Here is a 22,096-nt window from a genome sequence, read left to right as displayed (position 1 = left end):
ATTAGCTTTCTTGATTTGTTAATTCTGTTTGTATTTTATGCGCTAAATTATTTAATGCACCTATTAAAGGATAAAAGAAAAGAGTTTCTTCTAATTCAATATTCAAATCATTTTTTATTTCTTTTTTCTTTTCATTTATACTTAATTTAAGGTTGTCCAGACTATTTTCCTTAACCATAAATAAGTAATCATTCAAATTTGAAGGGTTTATTCCAAATTTATCTTTGAATTTAAACTCCTTATTAAGGTTAAAAAATAATTCTATAAAATGATTGTATTCATTGATAACTTCTTTTTCTAAATCAGAATCTATTTGGCTATAAAGTATTGACTTTTCTCGAATTAAATTGTTTCCAGTATCACCTATGAGAACTGATTTAATTTTGTTTATATCTAATGGACTTTCAAAATCAGACATTAAGGCTCCTTTGCAACTAATTTCTTTAGGATTTTCAACTTGTTTTAATTCTGATTGATAATCAGAGTCCAGTTCAAATACTTTATTAAAAATTAATTTTGTAAACTCATTTAAAGTACAAAGTTTAGTATTGCCATCAAGCAAGTTAATTGTTTTAGATCCTGTACCGCTAAATGTAATATAACGAGGTCTTTTTAAACCTTCTGCTTTCATCAGCTTAGCAATATGATAGATTAAAGCCGCATAAAACAAAAGAAAAATTATTTTAAAGTCAGCATTTGAAGAAAGCTTTTTTGAAAATGAAATTGGAATGTTCTTTTCTCTTATTGTTCTGTTTTTTTCAATTGAAAAGAAAAAAGCAATAACATCTTCTGATTTTCCAGATTCTTTGATCTCTTCTAATACTTTTAATAAGTCAAATTGTTTGTTATCCTCCAGTAATTTTTGGATTCGATTTAAATATTTTAAAATAAATCCATTAATCTTTGAAGAACGCCCAATAAAGTCCCCAAATACAGCATTTGCAGCAAATTTAAAAGAGGATAGTACACATGGTTTATTATTAATATAAATTACAATATCAGTTGTTCCTCCGCCAATATCTATTGAAACGACAGGGTTTTCTAATGCTTGAATTCCTTCTTGTGTATTAAAATAATAAAAAGGAGCTATACTTTCAGACATTTTTAAAGGCAGATGAATTGAATTGATGTTCTTTTTAAATAATTCATTCCATTTACTATCCAACATATTTATTCTATAATCTGTCATGCTAGAGGGGTACATCCAAATTAATTTGGTCTGATTTAAATCACCACCATTTAACAACACTTTATTTTTTATTAAAAACAAGAGGTTCTCAAAGTACGCGTCAATAATTTTAATATCGTTTGGATTTTGTGTGTAATCAGACCATTTAAGATTTGTTATTGCTTTTGAGCCTACAGCTATATTGTTTTTTTCATAGAAAAAAGGGATATTAAAATCACCCAAGCTATACGTTGGTTTATCTAAATCTAAATTTTTGTTAGATACTATTACAGTTCTTTGGGGAAAACTATACTCACTATTTCGATTTATAGTAAATGGTAAAAATTCTTTAATCATTATTTCTGTTATAGCGAAGGCAGACAATGATTGTAAATTTTTTATAGTATGTTCATTATTTGGATCATGTAAAGTTGCTATCTGAATATCCGTTTCATTAATTTCAAGAGGTTGAGGTTCCCCGCCATCTTTTCTATATTCGACATGGGTATTTGTTGTGCCAAAATCCACTGCAAATGTAAACTTAGCTGTTCCTGGAGATAAAGTTCTAAACTTTGGAATAATTAAACCTGTGGCCCATGAGTTTTTTAGCTCAATGTAGTCAAACCCTTCTTCTAATACATAGTAGTCGGATGTTATGTTTTGAATATCTTTACTACTTCTTCTTTTTTTAGCTTTTTCCTTAACCTGTTTATTTTCGTTGTTTTTAAAAAAATTTAACTGATACTGATTATGTTTCGTATGTGATTTAACATCATAATCTGTTAATGCAATTCTATAATTATTTTTATCATCTTCTTCTAACTTTAAGAACGGAAACAAAGTTAGCCCAAATTGATTTTCAATTATGGCTCCTTTATTCTCTTCAATTTTAGGATCAAGTATCTGGTATTCATTTACCGACGGTCGATAAGTTCTGGTATATGAGATATATTTATTGTCTTGTATTGGTATTCTTAACGTTACATTAACCCCTCCGATAGGCATTTGATTTATTTCAATCACTTTTTTACCATCTGGCATTATCCCTTCTAAGTCATTTAACTCAAAATAATCAAAGTATGCTTTTTTTATAGGTAATAAGTAGCCTTTATTAATATCACCTTGAATATTTAAATTACCGTCGAAGAATTTTTCTGCATGAATCGGATAAATAGTTTTAATGATATATGGCTCCAAGAAATCACTAATAGTTAAATATGGATAAATAGCACCATCGAAAGGTAATATTCGTTGATTAATTGGTTTGTCATCAACAAAAGGAGCTTTCTTTTCTCTACTCCAATAATCCGAGGTATATACTATTTTTTCAGAAAAATCATCAACAGGAAGTACCATCGGTTTTATTCCCTGGAATTTTGAAGAATTAATTATAAAGCCACTTTTTTTTCCAGGATTTGCCTCTCCCTTTTTTCGAAGGTTGATACCTAAAATCTCAACAAGATTCCCATCCGTTCCAGCAGAAAGTTGTGTAAATTGGTTTTCAAAATCCAACTGGCTCAAATTATTGATAATACTTTTCTGATCATTTGATAATTTAGGAAAATTTAGATCGAGGTAATCATTAAAAGCTTTAAAATAGCTAACGAATTCTGGATTAAATTTTCTTAAACCGTAAATAAATTTTTGAAATTCAAAGTCCCTTTTATAGAATGGTTGATATAACCCATCAAAAACTTTGTCATTACCAAATTCAATATTAACATAATCTAATTTGTTTGCTGATGTAAAAAACAACGTTGCTGGTGATGTTCCTCCAATAATATTAACTGGGTTTGGACCACCAAAATAATTCAAAAGATATAATCTTTGTGTATGGTCAAAATTATATGCGTTTGCATCCTGAGTTAAAAATAATTGCAAAGTTTCCCCTAAAATTTTATGTTTGGGATTTTTAGACTCTAAAAGATTATTTAAATCTTTGTTTTTATCCCAAACGATAATGCTAATTTTATCTTTAAATTTATCAATATTAAAGAAAATTTCTGCGACATCTAAGCTATCAGAAACCATTTTATGATAAATTGTATTACCGTCTAAATTATTACCGTTAACAAGATATTCAAAAGCGGTTTTTACTAAATCAATTCTTGCGAAAGGCGAAGGAATAGAAGTTATTTCTTTTGATGCTTTTGCTCCATCTGGGTCTTTAATTCCATCTATAGCTGTTTTACCATAAGGCTGTGAATCCATCCAATGTTCGATGGAATTATTATCATCATGAAACCTAAATACTTTAGCCATACTATTAAAAATTATATTTTTCTTTAACTAAATCTTCTGTTGTTTTATAAAATAAAGCCATAAATTTCTCTTCTTTAGAATTTGAAGTGATTTTTGGTTCATTCTTAGAAAGTATGAGGTTATATCTATTGTAATTCTTACTTCCCATTTTTTCTAGTAGACTGATATCAGGTCTCTTACCTTTTACCATTTCAAATAAATTAGTGTGGTTTGCATCTAAATCGAAAGGTTTAAAGCTAATTTTATTACTTCCCATTTCGTGCAACCATTCTGCAAAATAATTATTAAAAGTTTTTAAATAACTATTTAAAAAAGGATTTGTTAAAAAAGAATCGAGGCTTATATTCTTAGCCCAATTCTGATCAGTGGCATCATTTAATTTATCCTTTAAGTATAAATTAAACAATTGATATTGGGTTAGATTCTTTTTTATAACTGTTTGTGTATCCTCTCCTAGATCAGAGAAGATAATTTCATTTACAATATTCTTAATTCCAAATTCTTTATAACTTGGATTTTGAGCTACACCATTGCTGTTTTGTAATAGGAATGAGTCCGTTTTTGCAAAATCAACTATTGCTAATGCAGCAGCTAATTCCAGAAAATGAGCATCATTTTTTTGTGTTGATGAGCCTTCATTATTTGTATAATCATTGTTTGGGTGATCTCCTATATAATATAGAGCATTAATAGAATTATTTCCACTTACATTTTTTTCATAATAAGTTAATGCAGCCTTAGCTTTTGAAATAAATGTGGATTTGTCAATTTTACTATTTTCATCTGGTGCAACGCCAAAATAAGGTAACATTGTAATAGCACCTACAGGAGCATTTTGAATCAATGCCGCATTTGGTAAGTCAGAACCTTTTCTAATATTTTTTAATAATAAAGGAAATCCAGCAGCACCTGTACCTCCAAAGATAGAGCTTACAATAAAAATTCTATCATCTTGCCCAAAGGATGAAGCAAATTCTCTAAAATCCTGGGATTTATTAAATTGGTTTAACACCACACTTCCAATATTTGGATTCCCTTTGAATCCTACCTCCATGTCAGAATTTAAATTTTCATCTGAGAACAAAATACTTAATAATGCCTTGTTACTTTCATCAAGTGAAGCGTATTCAATATAATCTTTAAATCTATCATTTTTCACATCACTTAACTCTAGTTTAAAATTTTGAGTACTATTAGTGATTGGTGTTTGAAAAAATTTATTTTCTTCATTTCCTGAAAAACTTAGTTTATTTCTAATATACTGATAGTTCTTTAATATTTCTACTGTTCTAGTTACATCACCATTTGCTTGGTCAGGATCAATAATGATAGGCACAATTTCAAAATTGTTTACATCAATGCCAGATGCTAATAACATTGTTAAGGATTTTATAACACGAGAACCAGTCCCGCCGATTCCAAATACATATAATTTAGCCATAATTTTAGAATGGAGTTTTTGAAGCAGTAATGCTTTTCATTTTTAATACTACTGAAAAAAGAGAACAGAAGAAGAATGTCCAGAAAACGTTTACCATAGAAAAGGTAAAGAACTGTGTAAAACCATACGGATGACCATTATCTGAGGCTGCAAATAAATTCTCCATTGCATTTAAACTGTTAAAATAGGCAACGAAAAAATTAATTATACACAATACCGATATCCACAATAACCAATAAATTTTCTTATAGAATTTTCCATAATTAGACAATACAAAATAATATAAAGACATTAAAATAAAAGATGAAATTAACATTACAAGGCCTATTGAAATATAGGAGCCACTTCGATACATGTCTTGAGAAAAATCTTTAATATAAAATAAATCTAAAGGGTGAAATCCCTCATAAATTGCTGCAAAAAAATCCTCCATATTATTAATTGTTATTTATTGTTAAATTCATTTCGAAAAAATCTATGGACTTTGGATTAATAATTTGATTAGCCTCACTAATTCCTTCTATCAAATATTTTAAGCCAAATGTTTTGTTATTACTGCTATCTAAATTGGTATCATTCTCAGTACTGGTTAGATTAATCCAATCTGGAATTTTATTTTCTAATTTACATTTCAAATTAGTAAAGTTTTTAGTTGTAGCCTCAAATGTGATTAAGTGAGTAGGTTTTTTATTGTTTTTCACTAATAACGACAACGAAGTTGGCAACAATAGTTTGGTATTAAATTTTTGGATGGATTTTATTTTATAATTCCCTTCTGTTATTTTATAATTATTTTTATTTAAGGAATAATCTGCCTCAGCAGGCACTAAACTTAAATCAACAGCAATAGAAAAAGTAAAATTTCCATCTGATCTATTATTCAATTCAATATTTTCCATTCCCTTATCTGCATCTTTAGTCGAGGCCTCTCTAGATATTCTATATCTACCAATATCATTTTTTGTATTTACGAGAGTATAATAGATTTGTTTAGAATAATTATTGCTTGATAAAACTACTTTATTTTGATATCCTTTCATTTTATCACTTGAAAAATCAAACTTAGAGGTAATATCATTTAAGGCAACATCACTTCCCATTAATACCATATAATAAGGACGCATTTCGTCATTCAGTTTATGTTTTCCATTATTCATATCGTAATAAGTACCATTAAACCTTGAATTTAGCTTTATAAAAGACGTAGAAATATTAAATTCACCTTTGGATTTAGTTAGAAAAACATCTTTTGTTCCCGTTTTTTGAACAGATAGATCATCTGCATTTCCGTTAACCGAATAGATACAATCAGAAATAAGTATTGAAATAGTATTTTTGGAAGTTTTATTTAAAACTTGCTTGAAGACTTCGTTTATATTGCTGTGAAAAATATCTCCAACTTTAAAAATAGATGGTGTTAGATTTGTAATATAATCGATCTTACTAATAGTGGTTATTGGATATATTTTAGAATTGATAAAAGATAGGTTAACATTTTTATCACCATAATTAAACTTCAGTAAAGTCAATAATTCTCTAATATCGGTTTTAAATTCAGTATTACCACTAATATAACCAAACATACTACCCGAATTTTCAATATAAACATTGACAATGGGCTTAATTAATGTTTCTTTTGTCTGTTCTGATTTATCTAATTCTTCATTTCTACCACGTTTGCAGCTTACTGCAAGAAATATTGAAAGAATTAAGATTGTTTTAAAAAGTATTTTCATTGGAAGCTTACGAATTTTTAAGATTATAGTCTTTATTTTTTTAAAAAAATCAATTATTGTTTTATTACTATCATTATTACTATTTTAGTATTCATTTAAAATATTTTACTTCATTGTAGATTATCAATATTCTTCAAACTTACTCTTAACAACAATAAGCACTTTACGGTTTTCCACATTTTAAAGAAAAAAAATAATTTTTCTTTATATATAGTCCAATGTTAATTAAGCTAAATAGTAAATTTATTGTTAAGATGTAAATAACCAAGTATTAACTTAGAATTACAATACCCACTTTTAGTGATATTTAGAAATCAAAACATCTAAGATATCAGCGAATTTACTTGGATTTCTCCTAAAAATTTAGTAACTTATAACCTCAGAATTTATAGTAATTTCAGAATTTGAAGGAACAAATAAAAGAGCATTTTTATAACTAATTAAAAAGTAAATGGCTAATATCTCAAACCACAATTTCCTTTTTCCTTTAGACGGATCCTTTCGGTCGCAAACACAGTACAATCTGTTCACGGGATATTTAGCCGAAGGTTTTCGCGCTAGTGCCGCTAAAAGCGTCCCTGGTGATGTTAGTATATTTGGTGTGTTTTTTGCGCTGTTAAATTTAGCAGCTTGCATTTCAGCAGGCGTTTTGTTATTAATCTGGATTATTTTGTCTGGGCTATTTAGATTAATTTTTAAGACCAAAGAACCAGTTGAAGAAATTTACGAAGAACAACTTCAAGTAACAATAAAGACTGATTATAGCCCTGAAATGTTAGATTGGTTATTGAGCGACGAGTATGCAAAATTGTGTGAAGAGAGAGAAAATCTTAAATAAACCTTTTTTGCCCCATCGATGTGTTAGGATGGTTGAACAACTTACAATAAACGCATGTATACATGTAATATGCATGTAATTACCTATATAATACCCTACTAAAACGTACAGATAACGCGTATCATTAGCACCTCTGTCGTCAGTAAATAATTATAGTAATATTTAGACAATTAATTATAGAAAATCTTTGTGTTGCAATCTATATAAGGTGGGAGGACCTCCCCTCTTACCGCTAACTCATATACCTCCCTGGTATATTGGTGGGGTGTAATACTGATTGTCGGTGAAAAATTCTGGGGAAAAATTTTTGAAATTTTTTTTCAGGATTTAATTACCACCTATACATGCAAAATTAATACCCTCCATAAATTGACGAATTTAAAAAATCTTGTAACTCTTCTGTATCGTAGTTTTTATTTAAGATGTGCTTCCCTATAATTTTTAATATCGGTTTAAAATTTTTTTGTACTGCTAGCAGCATTTCTCCAGTCAACACTTGATTTATTACTTTTACCGATATTACAATGAGAACATAAGGTTTGTAAATTCTTCATCTCAGTAAGTCCTCCTAAAGAATATGGTAGTATATGATCTAAATGTAAAATAACGTCATCTTGCTCAGGACTTTTTCCACATAACTTACATTTACCATTATCTCTTTCTAATACTTTATATCTAATCCCTAGCGGTATTACTCTATTGGTTTTTGAAATAATTATCTTTTGAGATTTCTTTTCAATTTCATAATCTTTAGTTTCATATAGATTATAATCATATTTGTAACTTGGTATAATTTCTAACTCATAACCTTTATTTGACATAAAATGGCCTTTGATAATAGAAATTGCAATAAAATCATTTAAAAATTTCTCAGCTGTTGTATTCAATAATTTTCCACTTTTGGTATCAAATATTCCAAAAATTAAATCGTTATTATCTGTGACTTCAAATCCTAATTTACGTAAGTAATTAACAAATACTAGCTGTTTATTACGTCTATATTCTGCTGCAATTTTGGGGTTTATATCTAACTGTTCCACAAATTTTATCTTTTGAGTTAAAAATATAATTCCCTCTGCATCTTTTTGAGTGTCTAAATTTAGCATAAACAACATCCCTTTTACTCCATTGCAAGAACTGTTGCAAAATAGACGATAATCATAATTTCGACTAGAGCACAATTCTAATGAGATTTCTAAATTACCATTCATAATAGGAAATGTGTAATCGTGCGTTTTTTCCAAGAGATTAATATGTAATCCGTAATTTTTAGAAAGAATTGTTTTACCCAAAACTCCTTTGGTATAATCTAGTTTAAAACTACCGATATTTAAAGAATCTGAAAGTTTCGTTTTTAATAAAATATTGCTAAACAATTTAGCATCTTTGTATGATTTCTCCATTCTTTGTTGTTTCGTTTTAGCCGATACGATTTTATTAATTTTCTCTTGTCTTACACCTTTTTTGTTAATTTTTTTAATTCATCCATAGTCAACCAAGGTCTTTTTTTATGAACCATTTTATGACTATTTGAGCATAACATTGCTATTTCATCTGGTTTTGTTTTATAATCAGTCGTCATATCGCTCACCGCAATTGTATGATGCCCTTCAATATAATCTTTACCAATTGAACCATAATTATCTTCAAAGTCAAAATCACATATTTGGCAAAATAGTTTTCCATGTTTATTTTTGAAGTTCTGTTTCGCCATCTGAATTACTTGCGAATTTCTTTCCCTTGATTTATGTATTCTTTCAACAATTTTTCCTTCTGGAAATTCTCCCGATAATTCTTCATTTTTTTGAAAATCATTTTTTAAATTTAATTTCCAAAATTTATGTTTCTTATTGTCTGCTTTTAATCCTAAATTTTCACAATATGAAATATATTTTATTCTTAAACTTTCATCTGGAAAAGGTTTGGCATTCAAAATCCTATTAATTACAACATTTGTATCTCTTCCATCAACTTGGGAACGAACATAAACTTTAAGTGAATTTTTTTGATATCCTAAAAACCTACTTGGTGCAAATCTTACTTCTTCATTAACCTGGTAAGAAATCAAACAAGAACCTCGTCTGATTAAATCCGAAACTTCAATTTGTTCCTCTTCGGTCCCTTCTGTTAAGTAATTTTCAACTGTATTAATATTTTCAAGTAACTGCTCAAGATTTGATATAAGTTTCATTTTTTTAATGTTTATTTAGTTTTCAGGATCTTCTTATACTTTTAAAATATTTTTTTTTAATTACCAATTAAAAGTATAAATTTTAGGCAATTAATAAACGCTGGAATTTTTTGAAGATGTAGTCGACTATAGTTTTTATTAAAATAAAGTTATACAAATTCCAATATGATCACTGAGAGTTTTTTCTTCATTCCAAGTTTCAATGTATATTGTTCTGTTATTCACAAAATCGTTACTAACAATAATGTGTTCAACATTTAGAGGAATTATAGAAGTCAAACTTTTAAGATTTAGTTTATCAAAAATTTGATTAAGTGAATTTCTAGCAGTATGACTGGGATAAGCATAACCAGACAACTGAACATTGAAATCTCCAGCAATACAGATATTTCCAGTAAGTTTATCAAAGTCTAAAAGTTGAGATTTTAAATCACTTTTAAACCGTTCATCTTTACCCCCAAAAACACCTATAATAGTTCCATAAACATTTAAAAATCCAAAAGGTGTTTTAATTTCAGCACAAACACTTGTGAAATTATCAAAGGTTTTATGCTGTTTAACAATTTTATACTTTGTCCAAATAGTTGTTCTATTTTCTTCATTTCTATAATCTGTTATACCATCATAGCCTTTAAATAAGTTTTCTGTTGAATGAGAATTATAATTTTCTCCAAGATTAATGAATGAACTTGTCTCAGTCAAAACTATAATGTCTGCATCAAATTCTTGTAACTTATCAAGAATCAGTTGATTTTTATATTTTGGTCTTTGTAGATTCCAAGTTAATATTTTCATTTTACCGCAATCAAAGTTGAAATTAAAAGTAATTTGGACCTGAATAAATTTCAACAAAACCTACTCCAACATAAAAAAAATAGATTATTCCATATCTGCCACTTATTCCTGATAGCTAATATATGTAAGATATTTCACTAAACACAAATTCTTTTTAAAAACATCCTAATAAATTGGATTAGTTTTTTATTCTATCTATGACCATTTAAAATTGTTAATCCTTTCTCAATTAATTCCTTAGCTTGATCTACTTCATTTTGAGTAACTAAACTACCTTTAGTTGGTACAAACAATTCTCTCACATCGACATCCATCGCTTCTGCAATTTTCAACAAAAGTTGAATTGTCGGTAAATTTTTTTCACTTGAAATATTTGATATAGTCGTTGCAGAAACTCCTACCTTATTAGCTAGTTCATCTCTTGAGATTCCTTTAATATTTATTATTTCTTTTAATCGAAGTATAGCCATTAGATCATTTTTTTTTACAAATATAATAAATTAATCAAGTTCAGCTTAATTATTATAATAAAACATAAAACAAAACTTGCTTTTTAATTAAACATTACTTTACTTTGTATTGTATTAATCAAGTGTCATTTTATAATCACAACAATATGGAAATCGCTAAAACAATAATTGAACAAATAAGATATGCTGATAAATGGGCTTTGGTGGCATATGGCTCCAGTAATTTTATTGCATTACCAGAATCAAAAGAATATCAAGGCGGTTTACAATTTCAAGTTAACGGTTTCCAACTTAAAGGAACTGTCAGAATTCAATTAAAATGGATTGATACTTATTCAATCACATTCATAAACAAAACGGAGGAAGTGATTAAAGAAGTTGAAGATGTTTATTGTGATGAATTAATTTCTATACTAGATTACATTGAAGGAAAATAGCGACCCATTGTGCAGAATTAGGGTATAATCATACAGATAGCAAAAGCTCCTATTAATTTTATAGGATTTCCAATAAAATAAATTGTGAAATATACACCACCCTAATATTGCACATAAAACAATAATAAAAACACTTATGAAAAAAGCAAGGTACATTCGTCAAAGTAGTCAAGGGCAAAAAAATTTTCGTCAGTTAGCTATAGCTCATCCAGACGAAAAATTATTTATAGATATTATTAGTGGTTCTGTTCCATTTAATGAAAGACCCTTAGGCAAAAAACTTATTGAAGCAGTTGAAGGTGGAGAAATTAATTATGTGACTTTTCATGCTATTGATAGAGCTGGTCGTAATACTATTAACGTTTTGCAGACTTTACAATTTTTCTATGATAAAGGTGTAATTGTCAAAATAGAAAATCTAGGTCTTGAATCGATGATTAACGGCAAATCAAATCCCGTATTTAATTTAATCACCACAATTCTTAGTGAGCTGAGTTCTTTGGAAAAATTAAGTTTAATTGAAAGACAAGCAGAAGGGATTCTACAAGCTAAGCTTCGTGGTGGAGTTTATAAAGGCAGAGTTTCTGGAACCAAAGATACCCCACAAGAGACCATTTTTAAACATAAAAGAACAGCGAAGGCAATCAAATCAAATCCAAAACTATCGTTAAGACAGATTGCTAAATTAGCTTCAGAAAATGATTATAAAGTTTCTGCTAATACGGTAAAAAAGGTGAAAGAGTTACTTAAAAATCAAATATTTGAATAGTTAAGGAGAGACGGTAATTTATATTCACATAATTCACTTTTATGGTTTAAAGAAGTTTTTAGTGTTATTACTTTATTAGAAAACCATGAAAAACGAGACTAATCAATACATTATAAAATTAAAACAAGATCCATAACACTGTTATTTGATAAAAACATATGGAATTCAGAGAGAAAATTTTAAAAGAGTTTAATGTTAACTTACCTATAAAAGGTGGCGATGGTGCTAGAATTGAAAGTCCCATTATTATCGATATTTCACAAAAATATAACTATGTAAGTTTAGAAAGAATTTGCATAAAGTATGCTTGTCGTAGTATTCAAATGGAATGGATTCTATTAAAGCAAGAATTAGTAATCCACGAAGGAAAATATATTGATCTGATTAAAATTGGAATATCAGCAAATGGGGATTTTGCGAATATTTATGAAGAGACCAATTATTTCTTTGACATTTCTGATTGCTTTAAATACTCGATGTATATAGCGGAATTTAATAAAGAATGGTAAAGTATAAAAAACATACAGCTAATTAAAAGCCTTTTTGACGATTTGTAAGAATTTATAAATATATTTGAAAATCAATAAAGCGAAACAAACCTACGTCAATCTACCCATATTTGGGTGTATATACGAAAGTTTGTATCGCCTATATACAAGTTGGAAAAAATGCGCGACGCATCTTTCCCAATAGGCGCGCACTTCTCCCAACTTCGCGCTAAGCGCAACTTGGAAGCAGCGCCTAGCGCGCGCCTATTGGCAGAAATAATAACGCAAAAGAGGAAATTCTCATACAACAACTAATTTCAAAATATTAAATCATAATTTTAAATGAAACATTTAATTGTAATCGATGATACTTCATCACCAGGGAATTTTAATGAATCAAAATTTCTAAAGGAGAATAGAAAAACTTTAGTTGGTGTTTTTATTCATTCAGATTTAAGAGAAGATTTAGAAAATTGCATCAAAGGAATTATTCTAATTTTAAACAGTGCATTTGGGATAAATGAAATACATATGACAGATTTAGTTAATAAGAAAAATGAATATTCTAATCTTACAAACGAAGAAGTTATAGAAATTATAGAACAAATCTCAGATTTAATTTCTCGATTAGAATTACCGTATTTTGTCCAAACAATTCACAACGATACACTTGAAGAAAACGGAATTGAAGTAAAAGGTAAAGTAATTATTGATAAGTTAGATTTAAATAAAAATGAAGACAACTGTTTAATTTTATTGACAATAAAAATCAAAGAATATTTAAAAGAAAATTATCCAAATACAAATATCGAAATTGTAATGGATGAAGGTCGAAAAAAGGCAAACTATACTGAACAATTTGAAATTTTAAAAAATATAACTGATGATAATCTAATTGAATATAAATCATCTAAAGATTATCCATTATTACAAATTGCTGATTATTTTGCATATTCAATAAACAGAATGCAGACAACTTTAGTTAAAGATAAACGTACTGAATTTGACAAATTTGTTGTAGAAAATATAAGTTTTGCATTAAGTGAACAGGTAGGTATTGGTGTAACAAAAAAAGAAATTGATATTGACGATTACACAAAAGAAGATTATGACAATGACCAATTAATGAAAAGAGAAAAAGATGGGAATTTAGAGTTATGGGAAAAAGTTCAAAGAAAGAGAGAAAATAATTCATCTAAAACTAAATAAAATTACTTCTGCCAACACACGTCTTGCGCCATTTGCGAATTTAGTGGAATTACCGTTTTAATTTGTATTTTCGTTTAGCCGAAAATACTCGTCTTGGTAAGTCGCAAACGGCGCAAGGCGCGAGAACGTCAAACTGTCTAAAAACCTCCCTCCCCGTTATTTTATCATTTGTATTAAAAATCGTTCAAAATATTTTGATAACTAACTGATTTTCTTTATCTTTAAGTATGTTTTTATACTGCTAAAAAAGATAGCTTATGAGTAAATTCATTTCTGGGACCAACAGAAACCAACTCCCTCTTTTTGCCTCATCCATCGATCAGGCCATTGCACAAGACAATCAAGTTAGACTCATTGATCTTTTTGTAGATAGTCTTAAATTACCAGATTTTGGATTCGATTTCCAATTTGTCGAAAACGGCAGACCTGCCTATCATCCTTCCGATTTACTTAAACTCTTTATTTACGGCTACCTCAATAGAATGCGTTCCTCCCGTGCTCTAGAAAAAGAATGTGCTCGTAATATTGAATTGATGTGGCTCATCAAAGGGTTAGCTCCAGATCATAATACCATTGCCAATTTCAGAAAAGACAATCCTAAAGCCATTGCTCGTGTTTTTCGTGCTACAGTAAAAATGGCTGCACACTTTGAACTCATTGGCGGAAGCCTTGTCGCTGGAGACAGTACTAAACTAAGAGCTCAAAACTCCAAGAAAAACAATTTCAATCCAGCTAAAATTGAGCGTCATATTGCATACATCGATGCACGATTGGAAGAATACAATACGGCTCTCGCCAAAGAGGATGCCGATGAAGTTGAGAAAGAAAAAATTCTAAAGAAGGTTAAAAAACATTCCTTTCAAAAACAAAAATATATCGAATATCAAAAGATTATTGACACCACTGGGGTAACTCAAATCTCTACTTCAGACCCTGATAGTCGCCAAATTATGACCAGAAATAATATCTCGGAAGTGGCTTATACCGTACAAACCACAGTAGATGCGCTGCACAATATCCCGATTGATTTTAAAGTCACTAACGAAAATGATTCTAAAGCTATGGGCGGTATGTTGCGTCGCACTAAAGCCATTTTAGGACACAATGATTTTACCGCCATTTATGACAAAGGCTATCACACAGGTAGCGAATTTCAATATGCTAATCGACTGGGAATTGACGTATTAGTTGCCATTCCTGGCGTATCAGCTCACGCACCAGATATAGCTTTTGATGTAGAGCATTTTAAATACAATAAAGACAACGATACTTATATTTGCCCCGCAAATCAAACACTGAACTCCAACGCAAACTGGTACAATAAAACAAACGGTAAGTCAATCACTAAAATGAAGCATTACAAAACAAATGCTTGTATGAGTTGTACCTTTTTTAATAAATGTACCAAAAACAAAAAAGGAAGACTCATCGAGAGATCCCAGTATGCCGATTTGATTTATGAAAACAAAGTGAGAATCGAGAATAATTATGAAGTATATCGCAGACGACAAGCCATAGTAGAACATCCTTATGGAGTAATCAAACGCCAATGGGACTTCTATTATATTATGACCAAGAAAACCATTAAACATGCCTCCGCTGATGTAGGACTCATCTTCACAGCCTACAACCTCAAGAGAATATTCAACTTAATTGACCAAAATGAATTAAAACAGTACCTAAAAACTGTGGCTTTATTTTTTGTTGTAATAAAGCCACTTTTTAAAGCTTTTTACGGTTCTTTTATAGTATTACCAATCCAATTCCTTTTTTACAAAAAGAAGCTAATTGTAATCTAAATCGTCTATATTTACTTTATAATTAATACAAAACAACGTTGTTTGCAGGTTATTAGACGAACTGACGTTAGCACCAATTTTAGAACGACAGAGATATGAAACTAATTAACGACATAATCAATGAACTAATTGACACTGAAAAATCAATAAGTTCACCACTTTTAAAAACCAAAGTTCTCGCAAGCAGACTTCAAAATGAAGTTCTATTAAATTGGGTTAGTAATGAATTAAAAGGTTACGATACAGCAGGCGATTTGCCAGATTATAGAAAGTATAACGGAAATATCACTGGTACTTACATTAACGGAAGTATGCAATACAATGACCAACCTGTTCCGACAATTGGACTAAAAAAAGAGTTGGAAGAAATGTTACATTCAATGGATTTTTATCAAAGCATCTCAAGTCTTGAAACTTTAAAAGGAGAAAATAAATCTGGAAAATTAGAACATACATTTCCTGCTGAACTAACTGGACTTATTCAGCAAAATTGGAGAAAAATGGGTAATCCTTATTTGCAATTGGTTAATTGCAAAAAGTCAATATCTGTAAATGCAGTAGTTGAAATATTGTCATTCGTTAGAAATAACTTACTTGATTTTATGTTGAAGATAGATTCTGAGTTTGGAAACATTACAGAAATTGAAGAATTGAAAACTAAAAAAGAAGAAATAGCAACAATTATGAATCAAACAATAATAAATAATTCAGGAGACGGAAACGTTCTGAATACAGGAGAAAAAGCAAATATCACTGCAACCATAAACATTAATAAAGGTAATAAAGAAGAATTAGCTAAACATCTTCAAGAAATTGGTTTAAGTGATGCAGACACAACCGAATTGATAGACATAATAGATACGGAAGAACCAAACTTTGACAATAAAACATTTGGACAAAAAGTAAATACTTGGACACAGAAAATGTTAGGAAAAGCACTTGACGGTTCTTGGAATATAGGAATTGGTGCGGCTGGAAGCTTAATTGCAGAAGCTGTAAAAACTTACTATGGAATGTAGAAAAACTGGTGCTAACACACGCTACAAGCAATTTGGGCAATTGGCTTAATGGAAAGTTGATTTTGTATTTGGGATATTTGGCAAATCCGAAAATAGGTCTTAATTTATTCCCAAACCCGCTGTAGTACCAGAACGTTGTAGGACAGCTTAAAAAGAACCACGTGTACAAATTAGATATTATTTGTATCCTTCCAATCTTTTTAAAATTTCCTTTTTAAGTTCATATGTTTTAATAGTTGAAAAAGTATAATTATCGTCTTTATGATTTAGATTTATGGTAATTATTGTTTCGGTTTTATTTTGAAATTCAGTTATGCTATAAATCATTTCCACATTAACATTGTGTTCATTATTAAAGCAGTCTATTATTTTAATTGTTTTCATAATAAATATAATTTAGAAGTTTTAAACCAAATATAAATAAAATTATGAATGAAAATATTGGAGTTGGATTAGTTGTAGGCTTAGCAATTGGAATAACCACTTACATTTGGAATTCAGATTGCTTTACAAAATCTCAAAAGTATGTATTATTACTTTTTATTTTATTTCCTCCTCTACAATGGATCAGTGCAATTATACTCTTTTTCTACAATTATCACCAGTTCAAAAAGTCTAAAGAATATAAAAAAGAAGTAACAAATCACAATGAAGAGAAGAAAATTGATAATTCAAAAATTAATCTTCAAGAATTAAAAAATAGTGGATTAATTACGGAAGAAGAGTTCAAAGAAAAAGTTGAAAAGATTAATAGTCAAAAAACTGAACTAACAATATTAAAATCAAAAGAATACAGTCAATTAAAAGCTCTATTAGATTCAAATATTTTAACAAAAGAGGAATTTGAAAATAAAATTTCAATACTCAAAGGTAAAGTCTCAAATAAAGACATCATTTTTTCTAACAAAAACTACAGAATTATAGATGGTTATTCAGAAGGCTTAGCATTGGCAATAAATGATAATTTAGACTATGGTTTTGTTAACAACAACGGAGAAATAGTAATTGATTTTATTTTTGAACACGCTGAGAATTTTTCTAATGGCATTGCAAATGTTAGGATAGATGGAGTGATTAAAAAAATTGATTTAAGAGGTAATTTATCATAAAAAAACAGTTACCTATAGAAAAGCCGTCCTACAACAGCCACTACAAAGGATTTGGGCATTGGGCTTAATTGAAAGATGGTTTTGTACTTGGGATGTTTTTGCAAATCCGAAAATAGGGCTTAATTTAATCCCAAACCCGCTGTAGAAACAGAACGTTAGCAGCAAGCGCTTAGCAAACTAAGGAATCTAACGCAATTTTGCCAACATTGAAGAATTAAAACATTAGGAATTAATTTATTATACATAACTATGCTATTGTCATTTAAAAATAATCACGAAATAAAAGAAAAAAATTTAGCTTCTACATATGATTGGTTGAATATGAAAAAAGCTCCAAAATCAGCCCAGGAAATAGCAGAAAAGATATTAAATCTAAATAGAACTTACACCACCCCTGACTGTTTTTTAGAAGATTACGAAAATTTTCCTGATAATTTAGGTTTACCTAATTGGTTAGGAAATTTACTGCTTACCATTAACAATCATAATTCAAATGATTTTATTGGTTTTGGAAAAAACTATGAAGAGTACTTTTATCCTGCCTTTTTAATATCATGCAATGTCGGTATTGATTACTCTTTAATGTTTCACAAATGGGAACTTATGATTTTAACCGATATGATTCCAAAGCAAGAAAGAGATAAAAAATATTTCCATGATTTAATTAAATTACATAAAAATGCTCTTGACGGAAAAGATTTAGAAAACAATAAATGGAGTGACTTACAAACTAAAATAGATAATGATCTACAAGAAATAGAAGGGCGAACTATAACATGGAATTCAGGTAGAACAGGATATTTATCTATTGAAAATTACATAAATAAAGAAGACCCTTATACCACATCTTCAGAAGCTATAGTTGATGCTTTAATTACAGAATATATTAACGAGAATCAAAACCTTGATAAAAAATCGGAACAAGAATTAAGAAAAAAAATTTGGTTTGAATTAATGGAAAAATTGTTGACAATGCTTAGTGAATGGAAATAATTTAATACTTAGTTAATGCCAGCTGCCAACAAACATTTCTAGACATTTGCAAATTTAACTGGAGAATTTAGACATCATTTAAAAGGAAAATCTATATAAAACCCGCCTATAACTACTACTACAACGGATTTGGTTAATTAGCTTAATGGGAAGTCGGTTTTGTTTTTAGGATGATTTGGCAAATTCGAATAATGGCTTAATTTAGTCCCAAACATCTTGAAAGATGCGGGACATTACCCAGATCTGCTCCTGTATCATCATCCACGATAAACCAATTTTAGGTCCATATTTATTCACTTAGCCACACCTGTAGAAAAGAAGAGTTTCAAAAGTTTAAATTGTTTATATAAAACATAGTTCATTGTTAATTGGATCCAATTTTTTAAAAATATATTTTGACATTCTCATATGTTTTATATTTTCATCAAGTCCTGTATCAATTCCTTTTTTTTATATACATTTCAATGCCATAATAATAGTCTAATAATGCTACGCACATTGGATCTAAAAAAGTTGTGCGGTAGATCATAATAGCAATTACATTAAATACATTAGATATTACTTAACCTGCCGCTCTACATGGTACTATTTCATGAAAAGGAAAAAATTCTAAGTTATTAAGAAATAAAATTTTTTCCTCAGTCAATTCGAAATCCTATTTTAATTCAGCACTGTCAATTTTGTTTACACCGAAATTGGCTTCTATGTATTTGTTTATTTTCACCATAAAATTAATTTATGAAGTTTATTATATTACAATATTCATTCTTTTTAGCACCATGTTTAACATGTTTGTTTAAAATTTCATGAACCCTTTTTCCTTCAAAATAAGAAGTTTCCGAACTCATTAATTCCTCTGAAAGATTAATAATAGCATCCCAAATTTTCTTTTTACCAATAAATTTTCTTGTATCAGTTTGAATAAAATAAAAATATGAATTATCGAAATATTCATCACCTAAAATTTCATTTCCTTTTTTCATCTCATTTCTTAAACTGTCAATATCATTTTCCAAATAAAGATCCTTATTCGGATTTGAAATTGTCATCAGTCCATTTAATCTTTTATTTTTAAATTTAAGTTCTGCACAATAGCCACTTAAACATATCATTCCGTATATGTCCATCTTATTGAATAAAATATTAAGGTCAGAATTAATCATGTCGGTAGTCGGCTTATAGCTAAGTGCATTTACCATTCCGCTTCCATCATCTGTTAGTGTAATTGAATCAATATTATATCCGTATATGTGATAGATAATTGCGTGTCCAGCCTCATGAATTGAGGCGATTTTTTTTTCGTTAATTAACATAGGTTCTTTTTGTTTAAATTATTATCTACTAAATCTGCGAATCCAGATTGTATTGCAATTTCTAATATTTCGATTCTTCCAAAATAATTATTTTTTGAAAAAAAAGTAAAGCATCTTATTAGGTCTTGTTTACTTGTTGCCCAGACACTGTTATTATTTCCTTCGGAGTCTTTTACATATATTATATAGTTCAATTCGAGCCCTCTGGCTACCATAAAAAAATCTTTCAGTGGAGTTTTCTCTTTTGTCCAAACAATTGGATCATGTTTTTTAATTTTTGTTTTCATATTTTTATTTATTTATATTGATTAAGCTTTTTTAAAGTTGCTAGAATTGGTCTTTCATTTTCCAAGAAGTCTTTAATTAATTCGTTTAGAAAATCAGTTTGGAAACAAACATCTACTTTGTCTGTTTTTCGTTGGTGCATTTTGCTTATTTCTTGAAAAATAACTAACGGAAATTGATAACCATAAGCTTTAGTTTAATTAATGAACGATATTGAATTACTATATACAAATAGTGCTCTATCCAATTTGTCTTGTGTCCACTCGATACTTGTCTTCCTCATTTTTTTTTTTACATTTTTAAATTAACAATGCAAAATTCTGAGTTTTTATAAGGAATAGCGAGGGATTCCCAAGGATTCCCTGCAGCACATTGGAACAATAATAAAACTAATTTAATGTGTGATTGATTAATTTATATATTTGTAACACAAAATAAATATTAACATAAATTAATAGTAAAACAAAATGAGAGTTACTCTATGGATTACCCTATAAAAGTAACCTCTGGGAAGTATAGTAAACGTTAACGTTTTAAGGTAGGTGGAAGAACCTCTTTCTCCGCCAGTTAAAAAACAAATGGTATCAAAATCCCGTAAATCTTATGATTTACGGGATTTTTGCTTTTAGCCAATCCCCCTTTTATTCATTAAATCGTGTATCGAATGAGGCAAATTCGGATCCGCATGGTACTCATGAAGTTTGTTTGAATGCAATATTTGCCGCTATGGCAGTTCTAAAAACAAAACCATTTATGAATGACTGTTGGTTATGGTTGTACCGAGGTGCTTGGCATGAATGGGATATCCACGAAATAGATATGGCTGTTCCACTAAGTCCTGATGAAGTTTTATTAAAAAGACATGCGATTTTATACCATCAATCCCAAAAAGACAGAGTAATGTTTCAAGGAAACGACTCAAGAGAATTTTGGGTACGAGCCGAAGATCGCAACAAAAATACTGCGAAACTTTATGATGATTTAGGTTTAGCTGAATATGAAGCCATTGAAGCATTTAAACGTTTTGATTATTAATTTAAGTAAATTGTAATTATTTCTCAAAGTGAGACATTAATAAAAATGCCTGTTCCAAACGGATCAGGCATTATTTTAATTTGGAAAAAGATCATCAAATAAAACCTGAATGATTTTCTTTGATTTTCTCAATCCTATATTGAATATTTAAATAGTTTGTAACAGAGTCAAAATTAAAAATAGGGAACTCCCCCTCTATTTAATGGTTAAATTTTGACATCTTCCAACTTAGCAAATTTGTATTTTACGCGTTCAAAATCTATTGGTTCTCCTTTAATAAAATAAGAAGCTCCCATCGTAGTTTCAATTTTTCCGTTACCTAAAATAAGTTCTTCTTTATTTTTAAGAAAAGCCATAGGATTCTTGTATGTTTTTTTTTCATATCCACCTTGATAAAAAGTATAGCTAGCAAATAAAGTATCTCCACGGAATTCGCCTGCTATTTTTCCTGTTTTTTTTGGCATATTAAAAATTTTCATTTCCATATCGCCTGTTATTTTTCCACTTTTCAAAGTATTCACTTTCAAGTCAATTGTATCTTGTTCATATACTGCTCTATAAGTGGTTACACTTATTGGTTTTTCAGCCTTTACATGACTGCCTTCTCCACCATTTTCGCTTTGATTGTTTTTACAGCTTCCGAGTGCAATACAAGTCAACAACAAACAAAACAGACCCGAATTTTTCATAATAGTAAGATTTAATTAATAATGTGGTAATTGCCAGTGCTAACTTACAA

The 22,096-nt window shown here is 29.1% G+C and carries 21 protein-coding genes and 1 pseudogene; 10 read left to right on the top strand and 12 right to left on the bottom strand.

Features of this window, described 5'->3' with window-relative positions; genetic code table 11:
• Window position 1 precedes the first annotated feature (1 nt).
• Genes AB3G36_RS10400 through AB3G36_RS10385 form a run of 4 tightly spaced genes read right to left on the bottom strand, consistent with a single transcriptional unit; the run spans window position 2 to window position 6,607 of the window.
• Entirely contained in the window at window positions 2-3,430 is a 3,429-nt protein-coding gene (locus AB3G36_RS10400) for a hypothetical protein (RefSeq protein ID WP_367752447.1), read from the bottom strand.
• A gap of 4 nt (window positions 3,431-3,434) precedes the next feature.
• On the bottom strand, window positions 3,435-4,871 hold the full coding sequence (locus tag AB3G36_RS10395) for a hypothetical protein (protein WP_367752445.1): 1,437 nt from the start codon (window positions 4,869-4,871) through the stop codon (window positions 3,435-3,437).
• Between the two features lie 4 nt (window positions 4,872-4,875).
• The gene (locus AB3G36_RS10390; RefSeq protein ID WP_367752443.1) at window positions 4,876-5,304 is read right to left on the bottom strand and encodes a hypothetical protein; all 429 of its coding nucleotides are present in this window, start codon (window positions 5,302-5,304) and stop codon (window positions 4,876-4,878) included.
• A gap of 4 nt (window positions 5,305-5,308) precedes the next feature.
• On the bottom strand, window positions 5,309-6,607 hold the full coding sequence (locus AB3G36_RS10385; RefSeq protein WP_367752441.1) for a hypothetical protein: 1,299 nt from the start codon (window positions 6,605-6,607) through the stop codon (window positions 5,309-5,311).
• Window positions 6,608-7,058: 451 nt separating this feature from the next.
• On the opposite strand from AB3G36_RS10385, the gene AB3G36_RS10380 reads away from it, so the two are divergent.
• On the top strand, window positions 7,059-7,445 hold the full coding sequence (locus AB3G36_RS10380; protein WP_367752439.1) for a hypothetical protein: 387 nt from the start codon (window positions 7,059-7,061) through the stop codon (window positions 7,443-7,445).
• Window positions 7,446-7,897: 452 nt separating this feature from the next.
• Here the strand turns inward: AB3G36_RS10380 and AB3G36_RS10375 are convergent, their stop codons facing one another.
• The 4 genes from AB3G36_RS10375 to AB3G36_RS10360 form a co-directional block, all read right to left on the bottom strand.
• Window positions 7,898-8,848: an HNH endonuclease gene (locus tag AB3G36_RS10375; protein WP_367752437.1), complete on the bottom strand. Its 951-nt coding sequence runs from the start codon at window positions 8,846-8,848 to the stop codon at window positions 7,898-7,900.
• A gap of 50 nt (window positions 8,849-8,898) precedes the next feature.
• The gene (locus AB3G36_RS10370; protein WP_367752435.1) at window positions 8,899-9,636 is read right to left on the bottom strand and encodes an HNH endonuclease; all 738 of its coding nucleotides are present in this window, start codon (window positions 9,634-9,636) and stop codon (window positions 8,899-8,901) included.
• A 138-nt stretch (window positions 9,637-9,774) separates the two neighbouring features.
• Window positions 9,775-10,431 carry an endonuclease/exonuclease/phosphatase family protein gene (locus AB3G36_RS10365; RefSeq protein WP_367752433.1) on the bottom strand — a complete coding sequence of 219 codons (657 nt, stop codon included), beginning with the start codon at window positions 10,429-10,431 and terminating at the stop codon, window positions 9,775-9,777.
• A gap of 191 nt (window positions 10,432-10,622) precedes the next feature.
• Complete coding sequence (locus AB3G36_RS10360; RefSeq protein ID WP_367752431.1) at window positions 10,623-10,901, bottom strand: helix-turn-helix transcriptional regulator; 279 nt, start codon at window positions 10,899-10,901, stop codon at window positions 10,623-10,625.
• A 146-nt stretch (window positions 10,902-11,047) separates the two neighbouring features.
• Between AB3G36_RS10360 and AB3G36_RS10355 the strand changes: the two genes are divergently transcribed.
• From AB3G36_RS10355 to AB3G36_RS10330, 6 genes are all read left to right on the top strand, one after another.
• Window positions 11,048-11,338: a hypothetical protein gene (locus tag AB3G36_RS10355; protein WP_367752429.1), complete on the top strand. Its 291-nt coding sequence runs from the start codon at window positions 11,048-11,050 to the stop codon at window positions 11,336-11,338.
• Between the two features lie 136 nt (window positions 11,339-11,474).
• Window positions 11,475-12,107: a recombinase family protein gene (locus tag AB3G36_RS10350; RefSeq protein WP_367752427.1), complete on the top strand. Its 633-nt coding sequence runs from the start codon at window positions 11,475-11,477 to the stop codon at window positions 12,105-12,107.
• Between the two features lie 158 nt (window positions 12,108-12,265).
• Window positions 12,266-12,616 carry a hypothetical protein gene (locus AB3G36_RS10345; RefSeq protein ID WP_367752425.1) on the top strand — a complete coding sequence of 117 codons (351 nt, stop codon included), beginning with the start codon at window positions 12,266-12,268 and terminating at the stop codon, window positions 12,614-12,616.
• Window positions 12,617-12,937: 321 nt separating this feature from the next.
• The gene (locus AB3G36_RS10340) at window positions 12,938-13,804 is read left to right on the top strand and encodes a DUF3800 domain-containing protein (protein WP_367752423.1); all 867 of its coding nucleotides are present in this window, start codon (window positions 12,938-12,940) and stop codon (window positions 13,802-13,804) included.
• Window positions 13,805-14,061: 257 nt separating this feature from the next.
• A complete protein-coding gene (locus AB3G36_RS10335) occupies window positions 14,062-15,603 on the top strand; it encodes an IS1182 family transposase (protein ID WP_367752421.1) in 1,542 nt (513 codons plus the stop codon).
• 95 nt (window positions 15,604-15,698) lie between these two features.
• Window positions 15,699-16,622: a hypothetical protein gene (locus AB3G36_RS10330; RefSeq protein WP_367752419.1), complete on the top strand. Its 924-nt coding sequence runs from the start codon at window positions 15,699-15,701 to the stop codon at window positions 16,620-16,622.
• A gap of 177 nt (window positions 16,623-16,799) precedes the next feature.
• On the opposite strand, the gene AB3G36_RS10325 is transcribed toward AB3G36_RS10330, so the two are convergent.
• Complete coding sequence (locus AB3G36_RS10325; RefSeq protein ID WP_367752417.1) at window positions 16,800-17,006, bottom strand: hypothetical protein; 207 nt, start codon at window positions 17,004-17,006, stop codon at window positions 16,800-16,802.
• A 44-nt stretch (window positions 17,007-17,050) separates the two neighbouring features.
• Between AB3G36_RS10325 and AB3G36_RS10320 the strand changes: the two genes are divergently transcribed.
• Together AB3G36_RS10320 and AB3G36_RS10315 are read left to right on the top strand one after the other, a co-directional pair.
• Complete coding sequence (locus AB3G36_RS10320) at window positions 17,051-17,731, top strand: WG repeat-containing protein (protein WP_367752415.1); 681 nt, start codon at window positions 17,051-17,053, stop codon at window positions 17,729-17,731.
• 255 nt (window positions 17,732-17,986) lie between these two features.
• Window positions 17,987-18,724: a hypothetical protein gene (locus AB3G36_RS10315; protein WP_367752413.1), complete on the top strand. Its 738-nt coding sequence runs from the start codon at window positions 17,987-17,989 to the stop codon at window positions 18,722-18,724.
• A 731-nt stretch (window positions 18,725-19,455) separates the two neighbouring features.
• Here AB3G36_RS10315 and AB3G36_RS10310 read toward each other — a convergent pair.
• Window positions 19,456-20,037, bottom strand: a complete 582-nt coding sequence (locus AB3G36_RS10310) for a hypothetical protein (RefSeq protein WP_367752411.1) — start codon at window positions 20,035-20,037, stop codon at window positions 19,456-19,458.
• A complete protein-coding gene (locus AB3G36_RS10305) occupies window positions 20,031-20,324 on the bottom strand; it encodes a hypothetical protein (RefSeq protein WP_367752409.1) in 294 nt (97 codons plus the stop codon). The genes AB3G36_RS10310 and AB3G36_RS10305 overlap by 7 nt, the downstream gene beginning before the upstream one ends.
• A 673-nt stretch (window positions 20,325-20,997) precedes the next feature.
• On the opposite strand from AB3G36_RS10305, the pseudogene AB3G36_RS10300 reads away from it, so the two are divergent.
• Window positions 20,998-21,357: pseudogene (locus tag AB3G36_RS10300) on the top strand (glucosamine-6-phosphate deaminase); the annotation flags it as partial.
• 206 nt (window positions 21,358-21,563) lie between these two features.
• Here AB3G36_RS10300 and AB3G36_RS10295 read toward each other — a convergent pair.
• Window positions 21,564-22,046, bottom strand: coding sequence for a hypothetical protein (locus tag AB3G36_RS10295; protein WP_367752407.1), 483 nt, complete (start codon window positions 22,044-22,046; stop codon window positions 21,564-21,566).
• Between the last annotated feature and the right edge of the window lie 50 nt (window positions 22,047-22,096).

Source organism: Flavobacterium sp. WC2430 (assembly GCF_040822075.1).
Classification (GTDB): domain Bacteria; phylum Bacteroidota; class Bacteroidia; order Flavobacteriales; family Flavobacteriaceae; genus Flavobacterium.
This window is presented reverse-complemented; position numbering and strand designations above follow the sequence as displayed.